The following is a 23,912-nucleotide window of genomic DNA, read 5'->3' on the forward strand; positions in this document are numbered from 1 at the left end:
TTCGGGATTGTTCCAGTTATAGGAACCGCCCCGGTTGTTGGAACCGCAACGAGAACACTGCGTTGCCAGTTGGCTCACAATATGATCGAAAAGGCAAATTGCGATCCGTGAGCGGGGAGAATCGAGGGGAGGCAAGTCCGCCATGAGGGTGCGGAAGGCTCGCATGAATGCGCTGGCAAACCGGGCGGAGCGGGCTTCGCCCGTGCGATACGTACTTTTCCTTAATCGTACTTATGCTGCAATGCACAAGAAATCGCCGGGCATCGGCGATTTCAACTTTCCGTTATATGCAAACTCGATATTAACTATTTTTAATCACGCTGCCGAACGGAAAAACTAGGAATCGCATTATGCGCATCGATGCCCGCAACTTGCTGGACCGCCTCGGCAGAAGCGATTTCGCGTACAAGGAATTCGAGGATCGCTTCACCGACCTCGAACTCTGGCCTATCATGGAAGCCTTGCTGCGCGATCCGCGTCTTCAGGCGCTGGATCCTGCGCTTCGGCAGAAAGCGCAGGCGGTGAACACCCCATCGGCAGAGCGTTCGGCGCCGGATCCCACGGGTGAGCCTTCGGCCGAACCGCTCAAGGCGCTGTTCAGCCGGTACGAGCAGGACGTTAGCCCTGCCGTCGAGCCCGAAGTTTCGCCAGCCAGCCCGCCGTCGCCGAATGTTCGCGGGCTGCTGCGCCGGCTATCGGGGCAAGACGGGACCGGAACGGAAGGGCAGGGAGAAGACTGATGCCGATGGTCCTTTGCCATGCCCCGAAAGGCGGCACCGGAACCACGTTCGTTGCCGCCCATGTCGCAATGGGGCTGGCTGCCGAAGGTGCTGACGTCACCGTGCTGACGATGGCACCGCGCGACACGATGGCGCTCCATTTCGGTCTGTCGCAGGCGATCTCGCTTCCCTCGCTGACCGCGCCGGCGGACGAAGCGGTGCTGGTTGGCGGTATCAACCTGCGTCACTGGCACCGATCGCCGGAAGACGTCGATCTCATCCCGATGCTGGACGATCTCGGCTATCTCACGCCGGGGCGCGACCGGGTCATGGTGATCGACATGCCTTCGGGCGAGTACCGCGCCGCGCTGCGCCTCGGTGAACGCGCCTGCGCCCATGTCTGCACGCTGACGGCCCAGCCGGACACGCTGGCGCTACTGCCGCAGATGTTCGGTGAAACCGGCAGCGACGGCCTGCTGCGCACGGCGTTCGTCATCAATGCACTGGACGAGACGCGGCGCCTTTCGCGGCACGGCGCCGCCTTCGTGCGCGAACTGGCGGGCCCCCGCCTGATCGGCCGCATCCGACTGGACGAGGCGGTTCCCGAAGCGATGGCGATGTTGCAGCCGCTGTCCCGCTATGCCCCCGCGAGTGCGGCGCTGCACGATGCGCGCGCGATCGCCACGGCATTGCTGCCCGCGCTCGAGTCCACCGCCGCCTCCTGGATCGCCCCGATTGCGAGCCGCGCTGCATGATCGCTGACGGTTTGCCCCGTAGGGCCTTCAAATACCTTGCCATCGTGCCGATCGTGCTGGTGGCGGGGATGGTCGTCGGCGTCCCGCTCGACACCAATGCGCAATGGATTTTCGCGGCGGTGACCATCGCCGGTACGCTGGTGCTGCGCCGCTGGGCGGGCCGCAAGGGCGCGCTGGCGCTTGGCCTGCTGGCGGTGCTGATATCGACCCGCTATCTGTTCTGGCGGACCACGCAGACGCTGGCTTTCGGCTCGCTTCCCGAACTGCTGCTGGGCGGCGGCCTCTATCTGGCAGAGCTTTACGCCTGGGTTATCCTGATCCTGGGCTTCATCCAGACAAGCTGGCCGCTCGACCGGCCGGTGATCGAACCGGTCGGCCCGGCGGAAAACTGGCCGACGGTCGACATCTACATCCCGACGTATAACGAGAGCCTGGACATCGTGCGCAACACGGTGTTCGCGGCGATGGACCTCGACTATCCGGCGGACCGCTACCGCGTTTTCATCCTGGACGATGGCAAACGCGCCGAATTCCGGGCTTTCGCGCGGGAAGCCGGCTGCGGCTACATCACGCGCGACAACAACCTGCACGCCAAGGCGGGCAACCTGAACGCGGCGATGGGCAAGACCGATGGCGAACTGATCGCCATCTTCGACTGCGACCACGTGCCCACCCGCGCCTTCCTGCAATTGACCGTGGGCTGGTTCCAGAAGGACCCCCGCCTCGCCCTGCTGCAAACGCCGCATCACATGTATTCGCCCGACCCCGTGCAGCGCAATCTCGCCGGCGTGATCGAGGGTATGCCTGGCGAGGGCGACCTGTTCTACGGCCCGTCCAAGGCGGCAACGACTTGTGGAATGCCGCTTTCTTCTGCGGCTCCTGCGCGATCATCCGCCGCGAAGCACTGATGGAAACCAACGGTTTCGCCGGCGAAACGGTGACGGAGGACGCGCACACCGCATTGAAGCTTCAGCGTACCGGGTGGAACACCGCCTATGTCAGCGCGCGCCTTTCGGCGGGCCTCGCCACGGAGCGCCTTGTCCTCCACGTCGGGCAGCGCATCCGCTGGGCGCGCGGGATGACGCAGATCCTGCGCATCGACAATCCGCTGTTCGGGCCCGGACTGACCTGGCAGCAGCGGCTTTGCTACCTGAACGCGATGCTGCACTTCCAGTATCCGCTGCCACGCATCGCGTTCCTGACCAGCCCGCTTGCCTATCTGATCTTCGGTTTGAACATCATCCAGGCCTCGGCATCGCTGATCTTCGCCTATGCCATGCCGCACCTGTTCTGCGCCGCCGCCGCGAACCTGCGCACGCAAGGCGGCGATCGCCGGCCGTTCTGGGGCGAAGTCTACGAGACTATCCTGGCGTTCCATCTGGTGAAGCCGACGATCGTGACACTGTTCCAGCCCCGCAAGGGCAAGTTCAACGTCACCGACAAGGGCAGCCTGCTGGACCGCACGTATTTCGACTGGGCGATCGTGCGGCCGCACCTGATCTGCATCGGCATTCTGGTGCTGGGCATCGCACTGTCGGTCGTGAAATGGCTGTTCTTTCCCTACATGTTCAACGTCCAGACCGATACGCTGGTGCTGAACGTAGCCTGGGCTTGCTTCAGCCTGGTGATCCTTGTTGCCGCCGTATCCGTGGCGCGAGAGACGCGTCAGGCGCGCAAGGACATCCGCATCCCGGTGGAATTGCCGGTGACCGCCTATCTGGCATCCGGTCACGTGCTGTCCGCGCGCACCATCGATATCTCGATGGGTGGCGCGGCGCTTTCGCTGCCGGCTGGGCAGCCGGTGCGCGACCTAGACGTCAGCCACATCACGATGGCGATGGGCGACGAAGTCCTGTCTATCCCGGTCGAGACGGTGCGCACCAGCGGCACCAACGTCTATTGCCGCTTCGATCAACTCGACGTCCTGGCCGGACGTCACCTCGTCCGCGCGGTCATGGGCCGTGCCGATGCCTGGCAACCCACCGGACCGCATGAGCAGGTCCAGGGGATCCGCTCTCTCGCCGATATCATTCTTGTCGACATGGTGACCATCAAGCGCATGCTCCGCCTCAACTTCGCCGAGCGACGCGCCATGCGCGATCAGGCCGCCCTCCTCGCCCCGGTGGCGCCCACCGATCCGTTCCTGCCAACGCCGAATGGCCCCGGAAAGGACTCCATGTCCGGAAAGCTGTCCTTCGGGCGCGCTGCCAAGGCGGCGGCGCTGATCGGCGCCTTGGCGCTGGGCCTTGCCACCATGGTAATCGGCACGCGCGAAGTTCACGCGGCAACGGTGCCGGCAGCCGCCGCGCGGCCAGCCAAGGCTGCCACGCCGGCCGCCGCAAGCCCCGCCGCCAATGCGCCCGCTCCGGCCGGCGGGATTGGTGAGCGCATCACCCTGAAGGACATGCGCATCAATCGCCCGATCCGCCTGCAAGGCACGTCGGGTGAAATCGGCATTCCCTTCGGCATCCGGCAGGACCGCGTCGTCACTTCGGCCGTGCTGACCCTGCAGCTTTCCTGGTCGCCGCAGATGCTGGACGATCTCAGCCAGCTGGTCGTGATCGTCAATGGAGAGGCGGTACAGGCCGTCCAGCTTACCCGCGGCGACGCGGGCGGTCAGGCGCTGCGCATCCCGATCAACCCCGCACTGTTCCTGCCGGGCGACAACCAGCTCAACATCCGGTTCCTGGGCCACTACGCACACGATTGCGAAGATCCGTTCAATTCGGTGCTCTGGGCCAATATCAGCAACGTGCGGTCCTGGATCGACTTCGAATACCAGCCCCTGCCCTTCGCGCCCGACCTCGCTCGCTTGCCGCTGCCGTTCTTCGACAAGGGCCAGAACGCGCAGTTGAAAGTGCCGTTCGTCTTCGCCGGTCAGCCCCGCAAGGGCGAACTGGAGGCGGCCGCCGCCACGGCATCGTGGCTGGGCGCGATGGCCAGCTATCGCGGTTTCTCGTTCAAACCGGTCTATGCGGCGCTGCCCAAGGGCAATGCCGTGGTCTTCCTGAAGGCAGGCCAATCGATCCCGGGCCTTTCCATGGGCCCGATGTCCGGTCCTTCCGCCGCCGTCGTCCGCAACCCCATCGATCCAACGGGAACGCTGCTGGTGCTGATGGGCCGCAGCGACGGTGAGCTTCGCCTGGCGGCCGGCGCGGTGGCACTGGGCCGCGGCGTCTTCGGAGGCCAGCGTATGGGCTTCGACGATGTGCGCATCCCCGCATGGCCGCGCTACGGCGCGCTGCGCTGGGTCACGACCGATCAACCGGTGAAGCTGGGCAAGATCATGCCGGCCTATGCGCTGGAGGGCATGGGATTCCGCCCCGGACCACTCAGCGCCAGCTTCCGCGTCGCGCCGGACTTGTTCTTCTGGCCCCGTGAAGGCGGGAAGCTGAGCCTGGGCTATCGCTACCCCGTCGCCCAATGGCTGGACAAGCGGGCCTCGCGGCTCGACGTGTCGCTGAACGGGCAGTACCTCAAGTCCCTGCCGATGGGCTCCAAGTGGTGGGAGGAACTGTTCGGCCAAAGCGGCGCGAAAAGCCAGGATTCGACCGCAAGCATCATCCTGCCGCGCTATAACCTGTTCGGTCAGAACGAACTGACGTTCGACTACAACATGGTCATTGCCGACAAGAAGAAGTGCACCGGCACCCTGCCCGAAAACGTGCGCACGTCGATCGATCCGGAAAGCACGATCGACTTCTCGTCCGCCTATCACGCGATCCTGATGCCGGACCTTGCCACTTTCGCCGGCGCCGGCTTCCCCTTCACGGTGGCGCCTGACCTGGCGGAGACCACCGTGGTGATGGCGCAGAACCCCTCGCCCTCCTCGGTCGAGGCGTTTCTTGACCTGATGGGCCGCTTCGGGGATTCCACCGGTGTGCCGGTCACCGCCGTCACCGTCACCTCCTCGGTCGATGCCGGGCAACTGGCGGATCAGGACGTGCTCGTCGTCGGCGGCGTCGAACTGGCAGGCGCCGGATCGCTGTTCAACCGGGCGCCCGTCCGTTACGTGAACGGGCACCTCGAAGTGGCCGAACGCTCTCCGCTTCAGTACCTGACCGCGTTCTTCGGCGGCACCCAGCGTGACGATCCGATGGCCGCCGCGCCGCTGGTGTACAATTCGCGCGGTTTTTCGGGCATCGTCAGCTTCCGTTCGCCCTTCGCTTCAGACCGGACAGTGGTGGCCCTGCTGTCGGACAATGGCGCCGCCCTGCCCGAACTGGTCGAAGGCATGGCCGACGTGAAGGTCAACGCATCGATCCAGGGCGACCTTGCCGTGACGCGCGGTGACGGCATGAGCAGCTTTGCCATCGGCGATCGCTACTGGACCGGATCCTTGCCGATCTGGATGAAGCTGGCCTACTGGTTCAGCCAGCGGCCGATGCTGATGGCGCTGGGCGCACTGGCGCTGGCGGTGATCCTTGCCGGGCCGACCTACCTCTACTTCCGCCGGCAGGCCAAGCGCCGCCTCGGCAACCTGGACGAAACGGCATGACCATCGCGACCAAGCGCCTTCGCCTGGCCGGCCTCGCCCTGCTGCTGACCGCCGCGCCGATCGGGTTGAGCGTGGGGGCCGGCACAGCCGTTGCCCAAGCCGCGGGCGTCGATGCCCTGCTGCAGCAGGCGCGGTACTGGCGCTCCAAGGGGCGTGAGGATCTGGCCCAGCAAGCCCTGCGCCGCGCCCGCGCGCTCGATCCCAACAACGCAGCAGTGAACGCCGCGCTTCGGGGCGCGCCGGCCCGTCCGGCGCCGGCAACCCAACCCGCTGCGCCTCCCAAGGCGGCCATTCCGACGCCGCCGCGCGCGACGCCCGCGACGGCGAAGCCCGCCACGCCGCCCCCGGCGCCACGCAAGCCCGCTCCCGCCCAGCCCAGCGCCGTCACCACGGCCTCCAACCGCGGCGGGCAGGCCCGCGTCGCTGGTTATTCGGCACTGAACCGCGGCGATCTTGCCGAGGCGTCCAGCCAGTTCGAACGCGCGCTGGGCATCAACGCGCGCGACCCCGATGCCCTCGGCGGCCTTGGCATCGTCCGCCTGCGGCAGAGTCGCTTTGCCGAATCCGCCAATCTTCTGGATCAGGCCTCGCGCCTTGGCCGTGCCGACCAGTGGGCCGAAGGGCTTGCCTCGGCGCGGTTCTTCGCCGGCATGGACGATGCGCGTACGGCGCTGGCGCAAGGCCAACTCGCCGTTGCACAGCAGAAGGCGGAGGCTCTGGTCCGCTCGGGTTACTCGCAGACCGGCCCCGCGCTGGAACTGCTGGCCGATATCTATGAGCGGCAGGGCCGCCACGCGGACGCGGCCGATCTCTACCGGCAGGCCGGCCAGAGCCCGGGAACCAGCGGTGCCGCGCAGGACAAGCGCCTGCAGATGCGCGCCGCGCGCAGCCGGGCGCTCGCCGCCGCCGCCAATGGCGACGATCTGGGTGCCACGCGGGAGTTTCAGCAAGGCCTCGTGCTCGATCCCGAAGACCCGTGGATCCGTTACGAATTCGCCGAATTCAATCTGAAGCGCGGCCGCATTCCGGAAACGGAGGCGCTGCTGCGCTCGCTGGTCGCCAAGGGCCAGCCCGATGCGCTTTACGCCGCGGCGCTGATCAATGCCGATCTCGGGCGCCCGGGCGACGCTTCCCGCCTGATCGACATGATCCCGGAAACCCAGCGCACCGCACCGATGCGCAGTTTCGCCGTGGGAGTGAAGACGGACGAAGCGATCGCGCGGGCCAAGGCACTGGCCGCCACCGGCCAGACTGCGCAGGCCCTTGCGGCATTGCGCCAATTGGGCACGATGAGCGGCATCCCGGTCAGCAAGCAGGCGGCGATCGCCAATGCGCTCTACGATCTGGGAGACACGGCCGGGGCCGGCGCCATGGCGGAGAATGCGCTGCATGGCGAAGTGGCCGGCATCGGCGACTACGAAAGCCTGATCGGCACACTGGCCCGCGTGGGGCGTGACGATCTGGCGCAGGAAACGCTCCAGCGCGCCAGCGCGATGGCCGGCACTTCGCCCGAAGGGCAGCAGGCCTATGCACGGATGAACGCGGCGCTGATGGTGTCGCAAGCGGATCGTGCGCGGCTTGAGGGCCGCTATGCCGATTCGTTCGACATGCTCCAGTCGGCATGGACTTCCTCGCCCGACAATATGGACGTGCTTGCCGGTCTTGCCCGGCTCTACCAGAGCGGCGGGATGTCCGCGCGCGCGGCGCAGACCTGGCAACTGGTGCTGGCCCGCAAGCCGGGCGATCGCGACGCGCTGCTCGGGCTGGCCGAAACCGCGCAGGCGGCGGGCGATTCCGAGCTTTCGCGCAAGGCCCAGGCCGATGTGCTGCGCGCTTTCCCGCAGGACTACGAAGTACGCATGACCTTGGCCCGCGTGGAGCAATCGCGCGGCAACGATCGCGCCGCCGCGCGGCTGCTGCGGGACGCACGCGATCTTTACGCCGCGCGTCAGGGCGGCACCTCGATCGACGGTCTGGCCGGCGACAATCCCTTCGCCGCCATGAGCCCGGCGGGCGGTGCCAATCCGTTCCGCAATCAGGCGGTGGCGGCGCCGCAGCCGGTCAACCCCTTCGCGCTGGGATCGGGTACGCGCCTGCCGTACGCTTCGCGAACGGCCGCTCAGGCTGCGGTTTCGCAAGCGCCGATGTCGCAGCAGCCGATGGCTCAGCCGTCGGTCGCCGGCGTGGCCTATGCGGCCCCGTCCTACGGAGCGGGCTCGGCCCCCAGCGCGCCTTCGGCCTATCCGGTGACGGCAATGCCGTCCGACGCGCCCAGCACGCGCTATTCGGCCGATCCGGTCATGGCGCAGATCCAGTCCCAATTGGCCAGCCTGACGCAGGAAACCGGCCCCCGCGTCGACGTGGAAACGGGCTATCGCCAGCGGACCGGCGAAAAGGGCCTCAGCCAGTTGGACGAGATCAAGGGATCGGTTCGCGTCTCCACCGATGCCCCCGGCGGCCGCGTCTTCGCCAGGGCGGAAGCGGTGGTGATCGATGCCGGCGCGCCCAACAAGTCCGGCCAGGCCCGCTTCGGCCAGAACGCCACGATCGAGGCGAACAATATCGTCGCCCAGACCGAAGCGCAGTTCAGCGGCCCGGGCAGCGTCAACGCATCGGGCGTCGCATTCTCCGGCGGGTATGAGAGCGACACGGTGCAGGCCGAAGTCGGCACCACCCCGATCGGCATGGGCAAGACCAACGTCGCCTTCCACGGCGCGGTTACGCCCAAGGTGACGGAGCACTTGCGCGCCACCGCCATGGTGGAGCGCAAGCCGGTAACGGACAGTGTCATCTCCTATGCCGGCGCGCGGGATCCTGTCAGCGGGCGGACCTGGGGCCAGGTGATGCGCACGGCGGGCGGCGCCGGCCTTTCCTATGACGAGGATGGCAGCGGCGTTTACGGCGAAGGCCGCTACTATCGCTTCCGCGGCACCAATGTCGCGCATAATAACGGGTTCGAGGCCAATGTCGGCGGCTATCTGCGCGCCTATGCCACCCCGCATGCCACGCTGACGGTGGGCCTGAACGTCAACTATCAGGCCTATGACAAGAGCCAGAACTACTTCACCTGGGGCAACGGCGGCTACTTCAGCCCGCAGAGCTTCATTTCGGTAGGGTTCCCGGTCAACTACGCCATGCAGGACGATCGTTTCGACCTGCACGCCACCTTCACACCGGGCTTCCAGAGCTACAGCCAGGATGCCAGCCCGCTCTACCCGATCGACCCCGTGCTTCAGGCCCAGCTCGACGCGGACAAGCTGGCCGATAACGACGTGCGTTCCTACTACGACGAAACCAGCAAGACAGGCTTCGCGCTTTCGGCGCTGCTCTCGCTCTACTACAAGATTACGCCCTCCACGCGGATCGGCGGCGAAGCGAGCTATAATACGTTCGGCAACTATAATGAGTTTCGCAGCTTGTTCGGCGTAAGGCAGAACTTCGGGAGCACGGGCAGATGAAGTTCCAGGCATTTCCACCGCCCCGTAACGAGGGGGACCTGACCGGCGCCGGGGGCATCGCCCTGATGGCGACGATGACGGCCGCCGAAATCGGCGAAAACCTTCCCCCTGATCAGGCGCGCGGGTTTTTCGGCGCGATCGGGCGGCGCATGGCCACGCTGGTGCCGCTGGAGGATGTGAACGAAGCCAGCGCGCTTCAGGATCGGATCAACGGTTTCTGGCAGGATCTCGACTGGGGCGATATCGAGCTTGCCGTGGGCGAGGATGCCATTACCGTGCGCCATCATCGCCTGCCGGAGCCGGTAGTGCCGGATTTGCGCAGTTCCTGGCAGGCCATGTTGCTTGGCGTGCTGGAAGGGGCGTATGACGCATGGTTCCGCGCGCTTGGCAGCGGCCCTGCGCTGCGCACCGTCGCGCAGTGGAAGGACGATCTTCTGGAAGTCCGCCACGGACGCTGAACTGGGATTTGATGCAAAGATGACGAGCGACGGAGCAGGTATCGATCGCCGGAAATTCACCCTTGGTGCCGCCATTCTGGCCATGACCACAGCCTGCAACGGCGGCGCCCAGAGCAGGACGCCCGGCCGCGCCGTCACCTGGAACAACTATCGCGAACTCTACCTCGCGCAGGACGGCCGCATCGTCGATACCGGCAACAAGGGCGTCAGCCACAGCGAAGGGCAGAGCTATGGCCTGATCTTCGCGCTCGATGCCGGGGACCGTCAGGCCTTCGACCGCATCGCCCGCTGGACGCGCGAGAAGATCGCGCGCAGCGACATGGCGCTCCACGCCTGGCGCTACGATCCCAGCGCGTCCGATCCCGTTGCAGATCACAACAATGCCACCGATGGCGATATCGTCATCGCCTGGGCCCTTGGCCTTGCCGGCCAGCGTTGGAACCGGCCCGACTATCTGGCCCGCGCTGCGGAAATTCGCGCCGCGATCCGCAAGCAATGCGTGCAGGACCGCTATGGCCGGCAACTTCTGCTGCCCGGCGTGCAGGGTTTCGTGACCGATGCCGGGGTGACGCTGAACCTCTCCTACTACGTCTGGCCCGCGCTTGATGCGTTCGCCAGGCTCGACGGGCAGCAGGTCTGGGGCAAAGTGATCGAGGATGGGCAGACCTTCGCCGGTCTCGCCCGTTTCGGCGCGCGTCATCTGCCGGTGGACTGGATGGCGGTTTCCGGACCGTCACAAGTCGCGCCTGCGCCCGACAAGCCGCCGCGCTTCGGCTACGACGCCATCCGCGTGCCGCTCTGGGCCGCTCTGGCCGGAAAGCAGGTGCTGGCCGCAGATGTTGCAGCCTACTGGCGATCGTGCATTTCGGCCGGGAAGGCGATCCCGGCCTGGGTGGACGTCAACACCGGGCAGGAGGCGGACTACGCGCTATCCAGCGGCGGCGCGGCTGTCGCGGGCCTTTTACTGGGCACGCAGCAGCCCGGCCTGCTGGCGGACGACTACTACGCCGCCTCGCTCCAGCTTCTGGCGCGGCTGCGCCTCAACGGCTGAAAAGTTCAGGCCAATTGGGAAAAAGGGCGCAGACTCGATTGAGTCCGCGCCCTTTTTCGTTGTGCAGATCGCCCGGTCAGGCGACCGAGAGCGAAACCTCCACATTGCCGCGGATCGCGTGGCTGTAGGGGCAGATGGTGTCCGCTTCGGCCACCAGCGCTTCCGCCGCATCACGATCGACGCCGGGCAACGTGACCTGCAGGGCGACGGTCAGGCCAAAGCCCTTGTCGCTGCGCGCACCGATGCCGACCGTGGCATTGACGCTGGCATCGGCGGGAACGCGGGGCAGCGCCTTGTCCTGCGATGCGGCGAACTTCATCGCGCCCAGGAAGCAGGCTGCATAGCCCGAAGCAAAGAGCTGCTCAGGGTTGTTACCCTGCCCGTTGCCGCCAAGTTCGGTGGGCGTGCCCAGCGTAACGGCGAAGCTGCCATCATCGGTCTTGGCCTGGCCGTCGCGGCCGCCGGTTGCCGTTGCGCTGGTCTTATAGAGGGGCTTGATGGACATGATGCTTTCCTTTCGTGGCTTGGACTGATTTTGTATCGTTAGTGATTAAATCGTGTGCGATCTAAATGCATCGAGTTTGAGTCGGAGTCAACCCTTGCGATTAAATCGCGTGCGATTTATATTCCTGACATGACCGAGACTGCTCCCCTTCCTTCTGACCTGCCCGCTTCCGCATCCGTCGATCCCTTCGCGGATTTGCTTTGCTTTTCGGTCTATTCGACCGGGCTGGCGTTCAACCGGATCTACAAGCCGCTGCTGGACAAGCTGGGTCTGACATATGTGCAGTATCTGGCGCTGATCGCCCTCACCCGGCGCGACGATCAGACGGTGAGCGAACTGGGGGAGAGCCTGTTCCTCGAATCGAACACGCTGACGCCGCTGATCAAGAGGCTTGAGGCAGCCGGGTTCGTTACCCGCAGGCGTGATACCGCCGACGAGCGCGTGGTGCGCGTGGCCCTGACCGAGAAGGGTCGCGAGACGATGAAGGAAGCTCGCTGCGTGCCGCAGGAAGTGCTGGCGGCAACCGGGATGACGATTCCCGAACTTAAGCACCTGAACGAAACGATGAAGGCGCTTCGCGGCAACTTGCGTGCCTGATTGCCCGCTGGCCTACACCGCCTGACAGTAGGCTCGCACGATGGCCACCGCCTGATCCCGGCGGTGCGCAGCGGCGGCCTCGCTCGTCATGTCGACATCGAAGATCGCGCTGAAGGTATAGCGGTTGGAGATGAAATAGAACGCCAGCGCGCTGATCGTCATGTGCAGGTCCACCGGATCGATGCCCGCGCGGAACGTGCCTTCGGCAACCCCGCGTTCGATCAGGGCGGCCGTCTTGGGCAGGACCAGTTCGTTGCGCGCTTCCACAACCATGGCGATATGCGGGCCGTGGCGCATGTTCTCATCCATCACCAGTCGCACCAGTTCGGGGTGGCGGAAGTGATAGTCGAACGTCAGCGCAGTCAGTCGCTCCAGCGCGTCGAGCGGTGACAACCGGTCCAGCCCAGCGTCGAGTTCGGCGGAGCGAATGCCGCGATAGGCTTCGGTCAGGACGGCGCGATAGAGGCCCTCCTTGCTCCCGAAGTGGTAATAGATCATCCGCTTCGAGGTAGCCGTGGCAGCCGCAATCTCATCCACGCGCGCGCCGGCAAAGCCCTTGTCCGAGAAATGGGCGGTGGCGATTCCAATGATCTCGCGCCGATTGCGCTCGGTGAAGCCGGTATCCTGCATGGCCCGCGCTATGGGCGGTCGGCTTCCCGAGGGCAACGTCAGAACTGCATCCTGACTTGCGCGCCGATCGCCAGCGCATTGGGCGTGCGGCGATAGCTGAAGGCGCCCGGGTCGATGATGTACTGCACATCGGGCCGGATCAGCAGCCAGCGGTTGGCCTGGAAGCCGTAGCTCATTTCGATCGCCGTCTCGCCCACCGGCAGCGAGGCATAGCTGCCCGGCACCGGCGCGACATCGACATGGGCACGGCGCAGGCGCGGATCGACTTCGGCATAGACGAAGCCCAGCCCCACCGTATCGGTGTCACGGCCCTTGAACGTGCCGTTCTTGACCAGGCCGGCCGCGTACCAGCGGGTGATCTGGCCCGTCTCCTGCGGATTGAACGTAGCCTGCCCGAACAGGGACAGTCCGCGCGGTCCCTTGCCGTCGCGCCAGATCATCTGGTCCGCCAGCAGGTAGACCCCGTGGCGCCCCTTCACGGTGCCGCCGCCACCCTGCATGGTGACGCGCGAGGTATCGTAATAGAAGCCCAGCTTGTAATGGCCGGGCAGCACGCGGCTGTCCTTCCCGGCACCGGGATCGTATTCCACCTCCAGCGGCAGCACCACGCCGGTCGTCCCACCGGCAAAGGGATGCCAGGCATTGTCCTCATCATTCAGGCGCGGGTTCACCTGATAGACGCCGGTGCGGATCGTCACGTCCGGCCGCAGCTTGAAGCGCACCGCCGCGCCCCAGCGGGCGTTGGGGTAGTTGTACCAGCCACTGTCGCCGGACATCGAGAGCGGATGGGCGCAGAATGCCGCATTCACGAATGTGCAGCCGATCGCCATGCCGCCCAGATCGTTGCCCATCGCGAAGTAGCCGAGCCGCAAGTTGAGGCGCCCGGCCATCAGGCTCTGTTCCCAGCTGAACTCCGTCAGCCGCGCATAGTAGCCGCCGGCCGCTTCCTGGATCGGCAGGCGATTGCCCACGAAATCGGACGAGAGGCCGATCCCGCGCCGGTCGTTGACGGTGACGTGGATCGTCGCCCCATCCACCCCGGCCAGTCGATCCATGTCGAAATCCGCGCCGAGGCGCACTTGCTGGACGTAGGTCGTACCCTTGCGCAACCCGCCGTCCACGGCGGACAGCGTTTCCGAAACGTAGTCGCCCCGAAACGTCACGCCCGCCTGCTTCAGATCCGTGCGCAGCCCGCCCCAGTCGCCGGTGAGCGTATCCCTGCCCCCGGACGGAGCAGGCGCAGCGGCCTGGGGTTTCGCAGGTTCAGATGCAGCCGTCGTCGCAGCGGCCTGTTCTTCGGCCGCTTCACCGTCTTCCGCACGAGCGTCGGTGGCCGCGAACGGCGCAGCGATCATCAGGCCATATCCCGTCAGTCGGGCGGTCATGCGCGTGATATTTCGAATGCGTTGGGCCAAGGCCCCCTCCTCCCCGGCGCCTTCACGGGCCCGGGTTTGCTATCTGTTGAAAGGAATGTCCGGGGGCGGAGTTGGGAATCCGCCCCCGGAGGCCGTCACGGCAAAGTGTAAGCGATCACGTAATCGCCACGGTCGGGCGACTGGCGCGCGCCGCCGGCGGTGATCACCACATATTGCTTGCCGGTTTTCGGCGATTTGTAGCTCATCGGGCCGCCCTGGCTGCCCACCGGCAGGCGGGCCTTCCAGACTTCCTTGCCGTTCGCCGAGTTGAACGCGCGCAGGTAGTAATCCTGCGTGCCGGCGATGAAGACCAGGCCGCCCTGCGTCGCCAGCGTGCCACCCAGCGTGGGCAGGCCGATCGGGATCGGTAGACCCATCTTGATGCCCATCGGACCAGTATCGCGCACGGTGCCGACCGGGACCTGCCACTTGATCTGGCGGGTCTTCATGTCGATCGCCGTCAGTGTGCCGAACGGCGGGGCCTGACAGGGAACGCCCAGCGCGGAGAGGAAGCGGTCCTTCACCACCGAATAGGGCGTGCCCTTCAGCGGAACGCTGCCCATGCCGGTGTTCACCGCTTCACCCGCTGCGCCAGATTTACCCAGCTGAGCCTTGGTCTGCGGGAACATCTGCACCCAAAGGCCCAGGCGCATGTCGTTGGCGAAGATCGTGCCGGTGGTCGGGTCGGTCGAAAGGCCGCCCCAGTTCATGCCGCCCAGCGATCCGGGGAAGCTCAGCGACTTGTCCGTGCCGGGCGCGGTGTAGAGCCCTTCGTAGCGCATGCCCTTGAAGGCGATACGGCACAGCAGCTGGTCGAACGGCGTCGCGCCCCACATGTCCGCCTCGGTCAGCGGGCCGACACCGATCTGCGGCATGCCGACGGAGCGCGGCTGCGTGAGCGAATAGGGCTCGTTCGGGATGTTCGCCGCCTTCACCTTGACGTTCGCCACTTCGGTCAGCGGCTTGCCGGTCGCGCGGTCCAGCACGTAGAGCTGGCCTGCCTTGGTGCCGAAGACCAGCGCGGGCACGGTCTTTCCGCCGCCCACCGCGAAGTCCACGAAGCTGGGCTGCATCGGCAGGTCGAAGTCCCACAGGTCGTTATGGACCGTCTGGAAGTGCCACTTCTCCTTGCCCGTCGTCGCATCCAGCGCGAGCATGGAGGCGCCGTACTTGTGGTCGAGTTCGCTGCGGGTAACGCCGTAAAGGTCGACCGAGGCGCTGCCCACCGGCATGAACACGGTGTTGGAAGCGGGATCGTAGGACATGGCCGCCCAGACGTTCGGGGTCGACCGCGTATAGGTCTGGCCCGGCGCCGGCATCTGGGTGATCGCCGGATTGCCCGGATCGAAAGCCCAGCGCAGCTTGCCGGTGATCACATCGAAGCCGCGCATCACGCCGCCCGGCATGTCCACCTGGACATTGTCCGCCACGCGCCCGCCGACGACCACGGTGGTCCCCGCCATCGTCGGTGCCGAGGTCAACTGGTACTGCGGATCGGGCGCATTGCCGAGCCCGGCCTTCAGATCCACGCGGCCGCCATTGCCGAAGTCCGTGCAGAACTTGCCGGTATCGGCATCCAGCGCGATCAGTTCGGCATTGATCGTGTTCATCAGGATGCGGCGCTGGCACGGCGCACCGTCAGGCACGGTTGCGGCCGTGACCGGCGTGGAGCCCGGCATGTTCGGCTGCTGGAGCGGTGCCTTCGCATCGAAATAGGCAAGACCGCGGCAACGCATCCATACCGACGCGCGCGCATTGATCCGGGCCTTCCATTTCTCACGCCCGCTATCGGCATTCAGCGCGATGACGTTGTTGTGCGGAGTGCAGATGTAGACGGTGTCGCCCACCTGCAGCGGGGTATCCTGATCCTCTGCGCCGTTGCCATCGCTGACCGCGATGTCCCCGGTGCGGTAGGTCCAGGCGACCTTCAAATTCTTCACATTGTCGCGCGTGATCTGGTCCAGCGCGACGAAGCGGCTGCCGCCCGGCGTATTGCCATAGGCTTCCCAGTTCTTCTGCTCATGCGCGGGATCGACCGGGGTCAGCCCCGCCATCTGGCCGGAAAACGCCACGGTCGGGTGCGGCACGAACATGCCCGCGAAACCGATGGCGGAAGCCAGGCCCACCACGGCGGCCACCGCCAGGGAGGGCCTCCAGGCCGGATTGCGGCCGACGGCGCGGCGCAGCAGCGGATAGGACAGCGCGATCACGGTCGCGCCGACGCCCATCGCCAGCAGGCGGGAAATCAGCGGCCAGAAGGCCAGGCCCACTTCCCACAGCGCCCAGACGATCGTCAGCAGGAAGGTTGCCCCGAACAATAGGGCGCCCGCCGGGCGCTGGCGAACGATCAGGAAACCGGACACCAGCAAGGCAAGGCCGGCAATCGCGAAGTAGAGGCTGCCGCCAAGACTGGCGAGCTTCACGCCGCCCAGCGTGAAGAACAGGCCGGCCAGCAGCACGACGGCCCCGATCAGGACGAGCCAGGCCTTGGCCAGAAAGCCATTTGCGTTTTTCGTGCCGGGCATGCGGCACCTCCTTTATCGTCTTCAGTTGCGCCGGATTTGCCCCGGCTCGCAAAGTCGGAGCGCTCAGGTCCGCGCAGAATGCAATGGAAACGAAGCGGCAGCAATGCCGCTCCAAACCTGTGTACCAACTAGTACATAGCTTTGCGCAGGGCAAGCCATGGCGTTATCGCCCGGCAGTCACGGATATTCCGCTTATGATCAGTGGGATAATGCGCCAGCTTCAGAAAGCGTGCGAAGAAAAGGAATACGCAATCGGACTTGAGATAAATGGACGACTCTTCGCGGTCAGGCGGTAACCGGCCGGAAGGACGGCGACACGCGGCCACGGTTCGTCTTTTCGAAGAATGCCCTGAATTCCGGTGCAGAAAGCGCCCGGGCGTAAAGCCATCCCTGCACGTACTCGACGCCAGCCTCGCGCAGATAGGCTTCCTGTTCCTTCGTCTCCACGCCTTCGGCGATGATGTGCAGGCCCAGTCCGTGCGCCATCTCGATCACATGGGGCACCACCACGCTGGTCGCGGCGCCCTTGCCGATGGCCTCCACGAACGACTTGTCGATCTTGAGGGCATCGAGAGGAAGCCGTTCCAGCAGCGAAAGACTGGAATAGCCGGTGCCGAAATCGTCGATGGCGACCAGATGTCCCCTTGCCCTTGCGGCATCGACGGTCCGCCGTGCGGCGGATGCATTCATGAATCCGCGTTCGGTCGCCTCCAGCCAGATCTGGGCCGGCGACACCCCGGTCACGGCGATGGCGCGATCCAGCACGGGCAGGAAACGCCCGCTTTGCATGTCGGCCGCGGATATGTTGATGGCGATATGCAGGCCCTGCTCACGCCGCAGCATCTCTGCAAGATCGGTCACCACGCCGTCGATCATCAGGTCGGTCAACCGGTCCATGACACCGTGATATTCCGCCAGCGGAATGAAGAAGTCCGGATGCACCGCGGATCCGTCCGGCCGCTGCCAGCGCAGCAGCGCCTCCGCGCCTACGCACAATCCGGACGAAAGCTCGATGATCGGCTGATAGAACACGCGGAATTCCCGCTGCCGGATGCTGAGGGACAGTTCCCGTTCCAGCGAAAGGCGCTGCTGGGAAACCCAGAAGATCAGCCCCAACAGGATCGCGGAGATCACCAGACCGAACGGGATCAGCAACCACACCTCGCGATCGACGCGCGCCTCCACCAGCGACCGGTCCGTTATCGCAAAGGCGCGCAGCATCGCGTCGCGCTTCGAAGCGGAGACATAGGGTTCCGACCGGGCGAACTTGCCGCCCCGCGCGATCCTGTCGGCAATGCCCGGATCGAGATGCCCGTTGATGGCGATCACCCGGCCATCCAGCGTCGCCACGCCAATGATCATGGAAGTGTCGGTCAGCACGTCGACAAGCCGCTCCGGCCTCATCAGCACCTGATAGTCGCCCCGCGAAACCGCCAGCATGCGTGAGGCACCCGCCACGGCGGGACGCACGTCGAGATGGAGGCCGAGGCCACCCGGCAGGATCGTATCGGGAACGCCTTTGGGAACGCGAAATTGCGCCGCGACCGGGCCCGATCCGGTGCAGGCCAGCCTGCCGTCGATGAAAAAGCCGATATCGTCTACGGAAGCCGCCTCGATAGTGAGCAGCCGCAGCCGGGCGACATGCGCCGGAGAGCAATCGTGCCAACCTTCCGATTGCAACTTGCCCAACACGTCACGCGCCTGATCGATACTGTGATCGGCCCGCTTCAGCGTCCAGTCGCCATATTCCAGCAGATGGGCCTGCTCGGCCTTCATCGCCCGGATTCGTGCATATCCCGCAATCGCGACGAGCGGAACCAGGGCAGCCAGAACCGCCAGAAGACCTGCGATAATCACGATCCGGCGGCGTTGCATAATCGGCACTATGTCAGAATTGCCGCGCCTTGCTACATGGAGTTTCGTTAGCTATTTCGCGCGGACATTTTTACGCATCGACAAAGGCTTCGCCTTGCCGGTCGGCAGCGATGACGACGCGGTCCCGCCCGGTCGCTTTCGCTCGCAAAAGGGCGGCATCGGCAGTTGGAATCAGGCTGCGCGCGTTGCCCTGACGGGGATAGATCGCCAACCCGATGGAAAGGGTCACCGCCTCCACGGAATGGCCGTGGTCCACCGGATTCATCTGGGCCAGCCTGTCCTGGATCAGCGCGACGCGTTCGAGGGCCTGCGCTTCGTCCAGGCCGGGCAGCAGCATCAGGAATTCCTCTCCGCCATAGCGGAACACAAGGTCCTCGTCGCGCAGCACCCCTGCCAGCACACCGGCCACCGACCGGATTACGAGATCGCCGGTATCATGGCCAAACTTGTCGTTCAGGCGTTTGAAATGGTCGATATCCAGCATCATGCAGCACAGCGTGCTGCCCGCGGCGTCCGCCTCAGCGATCAGGCGCGCGAGGGTTTCGTCCAGGTCATGACGGTTGCGCAGGCCGGTCAGCGGGTCGAACAGCGCCTTGGCGCGCAGTTCCTGACGTAGATTGAGGTTGGCCAGCGCCAGGCCGATCGTTTCCGACATCAGTTCGATGTAGGTCAGCATGGCCTCGTCCGGCTCATGTGCGCCGGTGAGATTCTGGAGAACCAGCAGCCCGATGGTTTCACCCTGCGCGGCCAGCGGCACGCAGATCGTCGCGCTCACGGCTTCCGGCGCGACGTGCCGGCAAGGCACATCGGTAAGCTTGCTGCCCGGAATGTGCACTTGCCCGCGCCGCAGCGCCCAGCAATCGTCCGGAACGAAGCTGGTTTCTCCCTTCAGCGGCCCCTGCCATTCGGCGGCGCAGACCATGACCGCGCGGCGCATATCCAGAACATGGAGGCGGCCGGCGAATTCCGGCGCGATTTTGGGAACGAACAGGCGAACGATGTCGAGCAAATCGTTGACCGACTCGCAGCCCTGCAACCGCTGGGCCATGCGGGCCAGCAGTTCGCGCACGGCCCAGTCGGCATCGCGCTGCTTTTCAAGCTTCTGCCGCTCCAGCCCGTTTTCCCGGAAGATGCGGATGGCGTGGGCCATGTCGCCGATCTCGTCCACTTGCGAGAACAGCGGCGGTTCCACTTCGTAATCCTGTTCGGCCAGTCTGTTCACCACGTCGCTCAGACTGACGACGGGCTTTAGGATGCGCCGCTTCAGGATGAACCACAGGACGAACAGGAACAGCGCGGCGGTGATCCCGACCATGATCTCGGAGAAAGTCCGCAGGCGCTGTGAGGCCACGGCCGCCTGATCGACCGCCTGATCAGACCGTTGATCGAGCAAATAGCGGAATCGGCCCAGCTGGAAATGCGTGCGTTCTAGTTCGCGCTCGTACTCCGGCCCGAACACGATCTTGCGGGCGGTCTCGTTGTCGCCGGTTTTGGTGGCCGTGATCGCGGCCCGCTGCTCATCCTCCAGGCTTGCCGCCTGAATGAGCGCGTCCTTCAGGGCGTGAAGCTCCTGCTCGTTGGCGCCGTTGTCCCGCAGGCGGCGAACGCGCTGCTCCACCGGGCCAATGCTCTCAAGCGTCCGGTTGTAGACGATTTCGTGGCTGGGATCGCCGGAGACGGCATAGAGCCGGGCCTGATCGGTCTGCTCCGAAAGGTCCGTCTCTATCTCGGCGGCAAGTTCGTCGAACAGGCCCCGCTGCCGTACCGCATCGCGTTCGACGCGGTCGGCATTGGAGGCCAGGATCATCGTGACACCCGCTGCAAGAGTCAGGCAGACCGTTGCGGCATAAGCCCAGTTCGTGATCGTCGCGATACGCATGGCCCGAGGCTAAACGCACATGGTTATCAATTCGTGCCCATTTATGGTGTACGATCACGCAAGTTCATGAGTTTCTCGGGTAAAGGGAGCAGCGCCATCGCCGAAGTTCCGCCCGGCAGGCAATCCCGACCGTGGCGATGAACTTCGACCCGGCTCATGCGTTAGGGTCGGCACGGCGCCCGGTGAAGCGTCGCCCGGCCAACGAACCGTCCTTTACCGGCAGAGGCCGTGATGTCCTCGCCCTGGACCTAAGACTACTGGCCCCGAATCTGCCGTCCCTGCATCTGGAGACTCGTGCATGCCCAACATGACCGCCAACATGACCATCGCCGATCTGATCGCCCGAACGCTTGCCGCCGCCGGGGTGGAACGCATCTGGGGCGTTACCGGGGACAGTCTCAACGGCCTGAACGAAAGCCTGCGCAAACTCGGCAGCATCCGCTGGATGATGACCCGTCATGAAGAAGTCGCCGCTTTCGCCGCCGGGGCCGATGCGTCAATGACGGGCCGGCTTGGCGTCTGCGCGGGATCGTGCGGGCCGGGCAACCTCCACCTGATCAACGGCCTGTTCGATTGCCACCGCAACCGCACCCCGGTTCTGGCCATCGCCGCGCATATCCCCTCATCGGAGATCGGGCTAGGCTACTTTCAGGAGACCCACCCGCAGGAACTGTTCCGCGAATGCAGTCACTTCGTGGAACTTGTTACCAATCCAAGGCAAATGCCTGAAATTCTTCATAGAGCAATGCGCGCTGCGATCGGACAGCAAGGTGTCGCGGTTGTGGTAGTGCCGGGCGATGTGGCACTGGCAGATGCACCCGCCGGCGCGAACGCGGCCTTTCCGGCGCTCCATCCCCCGCGCATCGTCCCGCGTGATGAGGGGATCGACCGGCTCGTCTCCGGCTTGGCCGAAGCGAAGGCGGTCACCCTGCTGTGCGGCGCAGGCTGCGCCGGCGCACATGAGGAAGTGATCGCGTTAGCTGAAACCCTAGGCGCGCCCATCGTCCACGCCCTGCGCGGCAAGGAGCATGTCGAGTGGGACAATCCCTTCGACGTCGGCATGACCGGCCTGATCGGCTTCTCCTCCGGCTATCACGCGATGGAGAATTGCGACACGCTGCTGATGCTGGGCACCGACTTTCCCTATCGCAACTTCTATCCCGCCGGCGCCCGGATCATCCAGGTGGACCGCGATCCCGGGCAGCTTGGCAAGCGCGCGCCGCTGATGCTGGGCATTGTGGGAGACGTGCGCGAGACGCTGGCCGCGGCCCTGCCCCGCATCGCCCGAAAGGAAGACCGGCGCTTTGTGAATGCGGCGCGCAAGCACTACCTCGATACCCGCAAGAGCCTTGACGAACTGGCCGTGCCGGACAAGCCCGGCCGCCCGGTCCATCCGCAATATCTGGCCAGCCTCATCAGCGAGTTGGCGGATGAGGACGCGATCTTTTCCGCCGATGTCGGCACCCCCACGGTCTGGGCGGCACGCTACCTGAAGATGACCGGCAAGCGGCGCCTGCTGTTCTCCGCCAACCATGGATCGATGGCCAACGCGATGCCGCAAGCGCTGGGCGCACAGGCGGCGAACCCCGGCCGTCAGGTAATCTCCCTCTCCGGCGATGGCGGTTTCGCGATGTCGATGGGGGATCTGCTGTCGGTCCGCCAACTCGACCTGCCGATCAAGATCGTGATCTTCAACAATAGCCTGCTCGGGTTTGTTGCGCTGGAGCAGAAGGCCGGCGGCTTCCTCGACGTCAACGTACAACTGGAAAATCCGGACTTTGCCGCCATTGCAGAAGCCTCTGGAATCAAGGGCTTTGACGTACAAAGTTCAGAAACCCTGCGAGATACGCTGATCGCCGCCTTTGCCCATGCCGGGCCTGCCCTCATCAACGTGCGCACCGCCGCGCAGGAACTGGTCATGCCGCCCGCGATCAAGCTGGAACAGGCCAAGGGCTTCAGCCTTTACATGCTCAAGGCCGTGCTCAATGGCAGAGGCGACGAAGTGGCCGAACTCGCCCGAACCAACCTGAGGTTATAGGGCGCGCTGGACCGGGGCCGCCTGCCGCTTTCGATCCTTCGCGAAGTATTCCTCAATGACACGCCGGAATTCAAATTCTTCAGGCGTCCAGCAACGGCCGTTCGAAAGCACGTTTCTGCCCCATACGATTTTCAACCGGGGCACGCTGGATACAGGCATCAATTCATCGCACCCGCCCTTGTGCGTGTGCCCGCCTTTCCATGTGGAGATCGTTCTGGCGGCAATCGAGCGAATGCGTTGGAGCATCTCGCCCGTCAGAACGCCGTCCTCGGGTGGAGGCACGGGTACGCCGGCCGGGAGACCTCCCGCGCGCCAGATCTTCGAGTAACGCCCCGATCGCGTGTCCAATCGCAAAGTCGACGATGCCGCCCACTCGTACATATCGACATCGGTGATGATGATCGGCTGGATAGCTCCCCCGGACGAAGCGGTAGCAGGTGCCACGCCAACCAGAGCGCCCCCGATCATGGACGCCAACAACGCGTTGCGTTGAACGGAATTCAATCTCATCCTGACATTCTCTCAAAATCGGTAGGGGTCGATCGCACGAAATCGACGAAGGCTCGCAAAGCCGGCGGCAAATGGCGGCGGCCCGAATAGTAGAGCATCGGGCCCGAGAAGGACTGCGCCCAGTCGTCCAACACCGTAACCAGCGTGCCGTCATCCAGGCGGGGCCGCAGCCAATCCTCGAACAGGTGGACCACGCCCAACCCAGCCACTGCCGCCTCCACGATCAGGTCGGACGCCGAACCCGGCTTTATCAGCAGCGGGCCCTGCGGATCGACCAGCACGACATCGCCGTCCTTCTCGAACTCCCATACCGCCAGTACGCCGCTGGAGAAGCGCAGGCGCAGGCAGGCATGATCGAGCAGGTCCTGCGGATGCATGGGGCTGCCATGCGCCGCGAGGTACGCCGGCGCCGCCGCCGTGACGATCCGCTGCGTGCGCGGGCCGATGGGCACGGCTATCATGTCCTGCTCCAGACGTTCCTCATAACGGATGCCGGCATCGGCGCCGGAAGCGAGGATATCGACGAAGCTGTCCTCCACGGTGACTTCCATCCGTATATGCGGATAGGCCTTGAGGAAGTCCGGCACGATGGCCGGAAGCACCGTCCGCGCGACATTGGCCGGCACATTCAGGCGCAGGGTTCCGGCGGGTTCGTCAGTCTGCGCCTGCACCGCGTCCAGCGCAGCGCCGATTTCCGCAAATGCGGGCGAAAGTCGCTCGAAAAGCTGGCTCCCTGCCTCGGTGGGGGAAACGCTGCGCGTACTGCGATGGAGCAGGCGCACGCCAAGCCGCGCTTCAAGCCGGCGGAGCGCTTCGCTCAGCCCGGAGGCGGAAAGGCCCGATATCCGCGCTGCCTCCCGAAACCCGCCCGCACGCACGACCGCGACGAAGGCTGAGAGGTCGTCCAGTTCCATGGGGATTGTACAATTTTCCGTACAGGCTGTGCCGAATGACCCGGCTTATCGATCGCTGCCGGGAAGTCCATATCCCGGTCGTTCC

At 65.2% G+C, this 23,912-nt stretch carries 15 protein-coding genes and 1 pseudogene; 8 read left to right on the top strand and 8 right to left on the bottom strand.

What is annotated here, in order from left to right:
- Window positions 1-350 precede the first annotated feature (350 nt).
- From WBP07_RS31715 to WBP07_RS31740, 6 genes and pseudogenes are all read left to right on the top strand, one after another.
- Window positions 351-740: a hypothetical protein gene (locus tag WBP07_RS31715; RefSeq protein ID WP_395397229.1), complete on the top strand. Its 390-nt coding sequence runs from the start codon at window positions 351-353 to the stop codon at window positions 738-740.
- A complete protein-coding gene (locus WBP07_RS31720) occupies window positions 740-1,474 on the top strand; it encodes a cellulose synthase operon protein YhjQ/BcsQ (protein ID WP_395397230.1) in 735 nt (244 codons plus the stop codon). Before WBP07_RS31715 ends, WBP07_RS31720 begins: the two co-directional genes overlap by 1 nt.
- Window positions 1,471-5,972, top strand: a pseudogene (gene bcsA, locus WBP07_RS31725) (UDP-forming cellulose synthase catalytic subunit). The gene WBP07_RS31720 and the pseudogene bcsA overlap by 4 nt, the downstream one beginning before the upstream one ends.
- Window positions 5,969-9,430: a cellulose synthase subunit BcsC-related outer membrane protein gene (locus WBP07_RS31730; protein ID WP_395397231.1), complete on the top strand. Its 3,462-nt coding sequence runs from the start codon at window positions 5,969-5,971 to the stop codon at window positions 9,428-9,430. The pseudogene bcsA and the gene WBP07_RS31730 overlap by 4 nt, the downstream one beginning before the upstream one ends.
- A complete protein-coding gene (bcsD, locus tag WBP07_RS31735) occupies window positions 9,427-9,888 on the top strand; it encodes a cellulose biosynthesis protein BcsD (RefSeq protein WP_395397232.1) in 462 nt (153 codons plus the stop codon). Before WBP07_RS31730 ends, bcsD begins: the two co-directional genes overlap by 4 nt.
- A 19-nt stretch (window positions 9,889-9,907) precedes the next feature.
- A complete protein-coding gene (locus WBP07_RS31740; protein WP_395397233.1) occupies window positions 9,908-10,939 on the top strand; it encodes a glycosyl hydrolase family 8 in 1,032 nt (343 codons plus the stop codon).
- Window positions 10,940-11,015: 76 nt separating this feature from the next.
- On the opposite strand, the gene WBP07_RS31745 is transcribed toward WBP07_RS31740, so the two are convergent.
- Entirely contained in the window at window positions 11,016-11,444 is a 429-nt protein-coding gene (locus WBP07_RS31745) for an organic hydroperoxide resistance protein (RefSeq protein WP_395397234.1), read from the bottom strand.
- A 129-nt stretch (window positions 11,445-11,573) separates the two neighbouring features.
- Between WBP07_RS31745 and WBP07_RS31750 the strand changes: the two genes are divergently transcribed.
- Window positions 11,574-12,041, top strand: coding sequence for a MarR family winged helix-turn-helix transcriptional regulator (locus WBP07_RS31750; protein ID WP_395397236.1), 468 nt, complete (start codon window positions 11,574-11,576; stop codon window positions 12,039-12,041).
- A gap of 12 nt (window positions 12,042-12,053) precedes the next feature.
- Here the strand turns inward: WBP07_RS31750 and WBP07_RS31755 are convergent, their stop codons facing one another.
- From WBP07_RS31755 to WBP07_RS31775, 5 genes are all read right to left on the bottom strand, one after another.
- Window positions 12,054-12,671: a TetR/AcrR family transcriptional regulator gene (locus WBP07_RS31755; RefSeq protein ID WP_395397237.1), complete on the bottom strand. Its 618-nt coding sequence runs from the start codon at window positions 12,669-12,671 to the stop codon at window positions 12,054-12,056.
- Window positions 12,672-12,709: 38 nt separating this feature from the next.
- The gene (locus tag WBP07_RS31760) at window positions 12,710-14,056 is read right to left on the bottom strand and encodes a carbohydrate porin (RefSeq protein ID WP_395397238.1); all 1,347 of its coding nucleotides are present in this window, start codon (window positions 14,054-14,056) and stop codon (window positions 12,710-12,712) included.
- A gap of 125 nt (window positions 14,057-14,181) precedes the next feature.
- On the bottom strand, window positions 14,182-16,611 hold the full coding sequence (locus WBP07_RS31765; RefSeq protein WP_395397239.1) for a glucose/quinate/shikimate family membrane-bound PQQ-dependent dehydrogenase: 2,430 nt from the start codon (window positions 16,609-16,611) through the stop codon (window positions 14,182-14,184).
- A 285-nt stretch (window positions 16,612-16,896) separates the two neighbouring features.
- Window positions 16,897-18,468 carry an EAL domain-containing protein gene (locus WBP07_RS31770; RefSeq protein WP_395397240.1) on the bottom strand — a complete coding sequence of 524 codons (1,572 nt, stop codon included), beginning with the start codon at window positions 18,466-18,468 and terminating at the stop codon, window positions 16,897-16,899.
- A gap of 88 nt (window positions 18,469-18,556) precedes the next feature.
- Window positions 18,557-20,365 carry a diguanylate cyclase gene (locus WBP07_RS31775; RefSeq protein ID WP_395397241.1) on the bottom strand — a complete coding sequence of 603 codons (1,809 nt, stop codon included), beginning with the start codon at window positions 20,363-20,365 and terminating at the stop codon, window positions 18,557-18,559.
- A gap of 298 nt (window positions 20,366-20,663) precedes the next feature.
- Here WBP07_RS31775 and poxB point away from each other — a divergent pair, with 298 nt between their 5' ends.
- Window positions 20,664-22,403, top strand: coding sequence for a ubiquinone-dependent pyruvate dehydrogenase (gene poxB, locus WBP07_RS31780; protein WP_395397242.1), 1,740 nt, complete (start codon window positions 20,664-20,666; stop codon window positions 22,401-22,403).
- On the opposite strand, the gene WBP07_RS31785 is transcribed toward poxB, so the two are convergent.
- Window positions 22,398-22,913: a hypothetical protein gene (locus WBP07_RS31785; RefSeq protein WP_395397243.1), complete on the bottom strand. Its 516-nt coding sequence runs from the start codon at window positions 22,911-22,913 to the stop codon at window positions 22,398-22,400. The genes poxB and WBP07_RS31785 overlap by 6 nt on opposite strands.
- Window positions 22,910-23,827: a LysR family transcriptional regulator gene (locus WBP07_RS31790; RefSeq protein ID WP_395397244.1), complete on the bottom strand. Its 918-nt coding sequence runs from the start codon at window positions 23,825-23,827 to the stop codon at window positions 22,910-22,912. The genes WBP07_RS31785 and WBP07_RS31790 overlap by 4 nt, the downstream gene beginning before the upstream one ends.
- Window positions 23,828-23,912 lie beyond the last annotated feature (85 nt).

Origin of the sequence: Novosphingobium oxfordense (genome assembly GCF_044029435.1) — a bacterium.
Classification (GTDB): Bacteria; Pseudomonadota; Alphaproteobacteria; order Sphingomonadales; family Sphingomonadaceae; genus Novosphingobium.

What these genes read in the sequence shown, in the direction of transcription:
- WBP07_RS31765 (WP_395397239.1), bottom strand. Translation starts at nt 16,611, where the DNA reads ATGCCCGGCACGAAAAACGCAAATGGCTTTCTGGCCAAGGCCTGGCTC.
- WBP07_RS31775 (WP_395397241.1), bottom strand. Translation starts at nt 20,365, where the DNA reads ATGCGTATCGCGACGATCACGAACTGGGCTTATGCCGCAACGGTCTGC.
- WBP07_RS31745 (WP_395397234.1), bottom strand. Translation starts at nt 11,444, where the DNA reads ATGTCCATCAAGCCCCTCTATAAGACCAGCGCAACGGCAACCGGCGGC.
- WBP07_RS31740 (WP_395397233.1), top strand. Translation starts at nt 9,908, where the DNA reads ATGACGAGCGACGGAGCAGGTATCGATCGCCGGAAATTCACCCTTGGT.
- WBP07_RS31750 (WP_395397236.1), top strand. Translation starts at nt 11,574, where the DNA reads ATGACCGAGACTGCTCCCCTTCCTTCTGACCTGCCCGCTTCCGCATCC.
- WBP07_RS31715 (WP_395397229.1), top strand. Translation starts at nt 351, where the DNA reads ATGCGCATCGATGCCCGCAACTTGCTGGACCGCCTCGGCAGAAGCGAT.
- bcsD (WP_395397232.1), top strand. Translation starts at nt 9,427, where the DNA reads ATGAAGTTCCAGGCATTTCCACCGCCCCGTAACGAGGGGGACCTGACC.
- WBP07_RS31790 (WP_395397244.1), bottom strand. Translation starts at nt 23,827, where the DNA reads ATGGAACTGGACGACCTCTCAGCCTTCGTCGCGGTCGTGCGTGCGGGC.
- WBP07_RS31760 (WP_395397238.1), bottom strand. Translation starts at nt 14,056, where the DNA reads ATGACCGCCCGACTGACGGGATATGGCCTGATGATCGCTGCGCCGTTC.
- WBP07_RS31755 (WP_395397237.1), bottom strand. Translation starts at nt 12,671, where the DNA reads ATGCAGGATACCGGCTTCACCGAGCGCAATCGGCGCGAGATCATTGGA.
- WBP07_RS31730 (WP_395397231.1), top strand. Translation starts at nt 5,969, where the DNA reads ATGACCATCGCGACCAAGCGCCTTCGCCTGGCCGGCCTCGCCCTGCTG.
- WBP07_RS31785 (WP_395397243.1), bottom strand. Translation starts at nt 22,913, where the DNA reads ATGAGATTGAATTCCGTTCAACGCAACGCGTTGTTGGCGTCCATGATC.
- WBP07_RS31720 (WP_395397230.1), top strand. Translation starts at nt 740, where the DNA reads ATGCCGATGGTCCTTTGCCATGCCCCGAAAGGCGGCACCGGAACCACG.
- poxB (WP_395397242.1), top strand. Translation starts at nt 20,664, where the DNA reads ATGCCCAACATGACCGCCAACATGACCATCGCCGATCTGATCGCCCGA.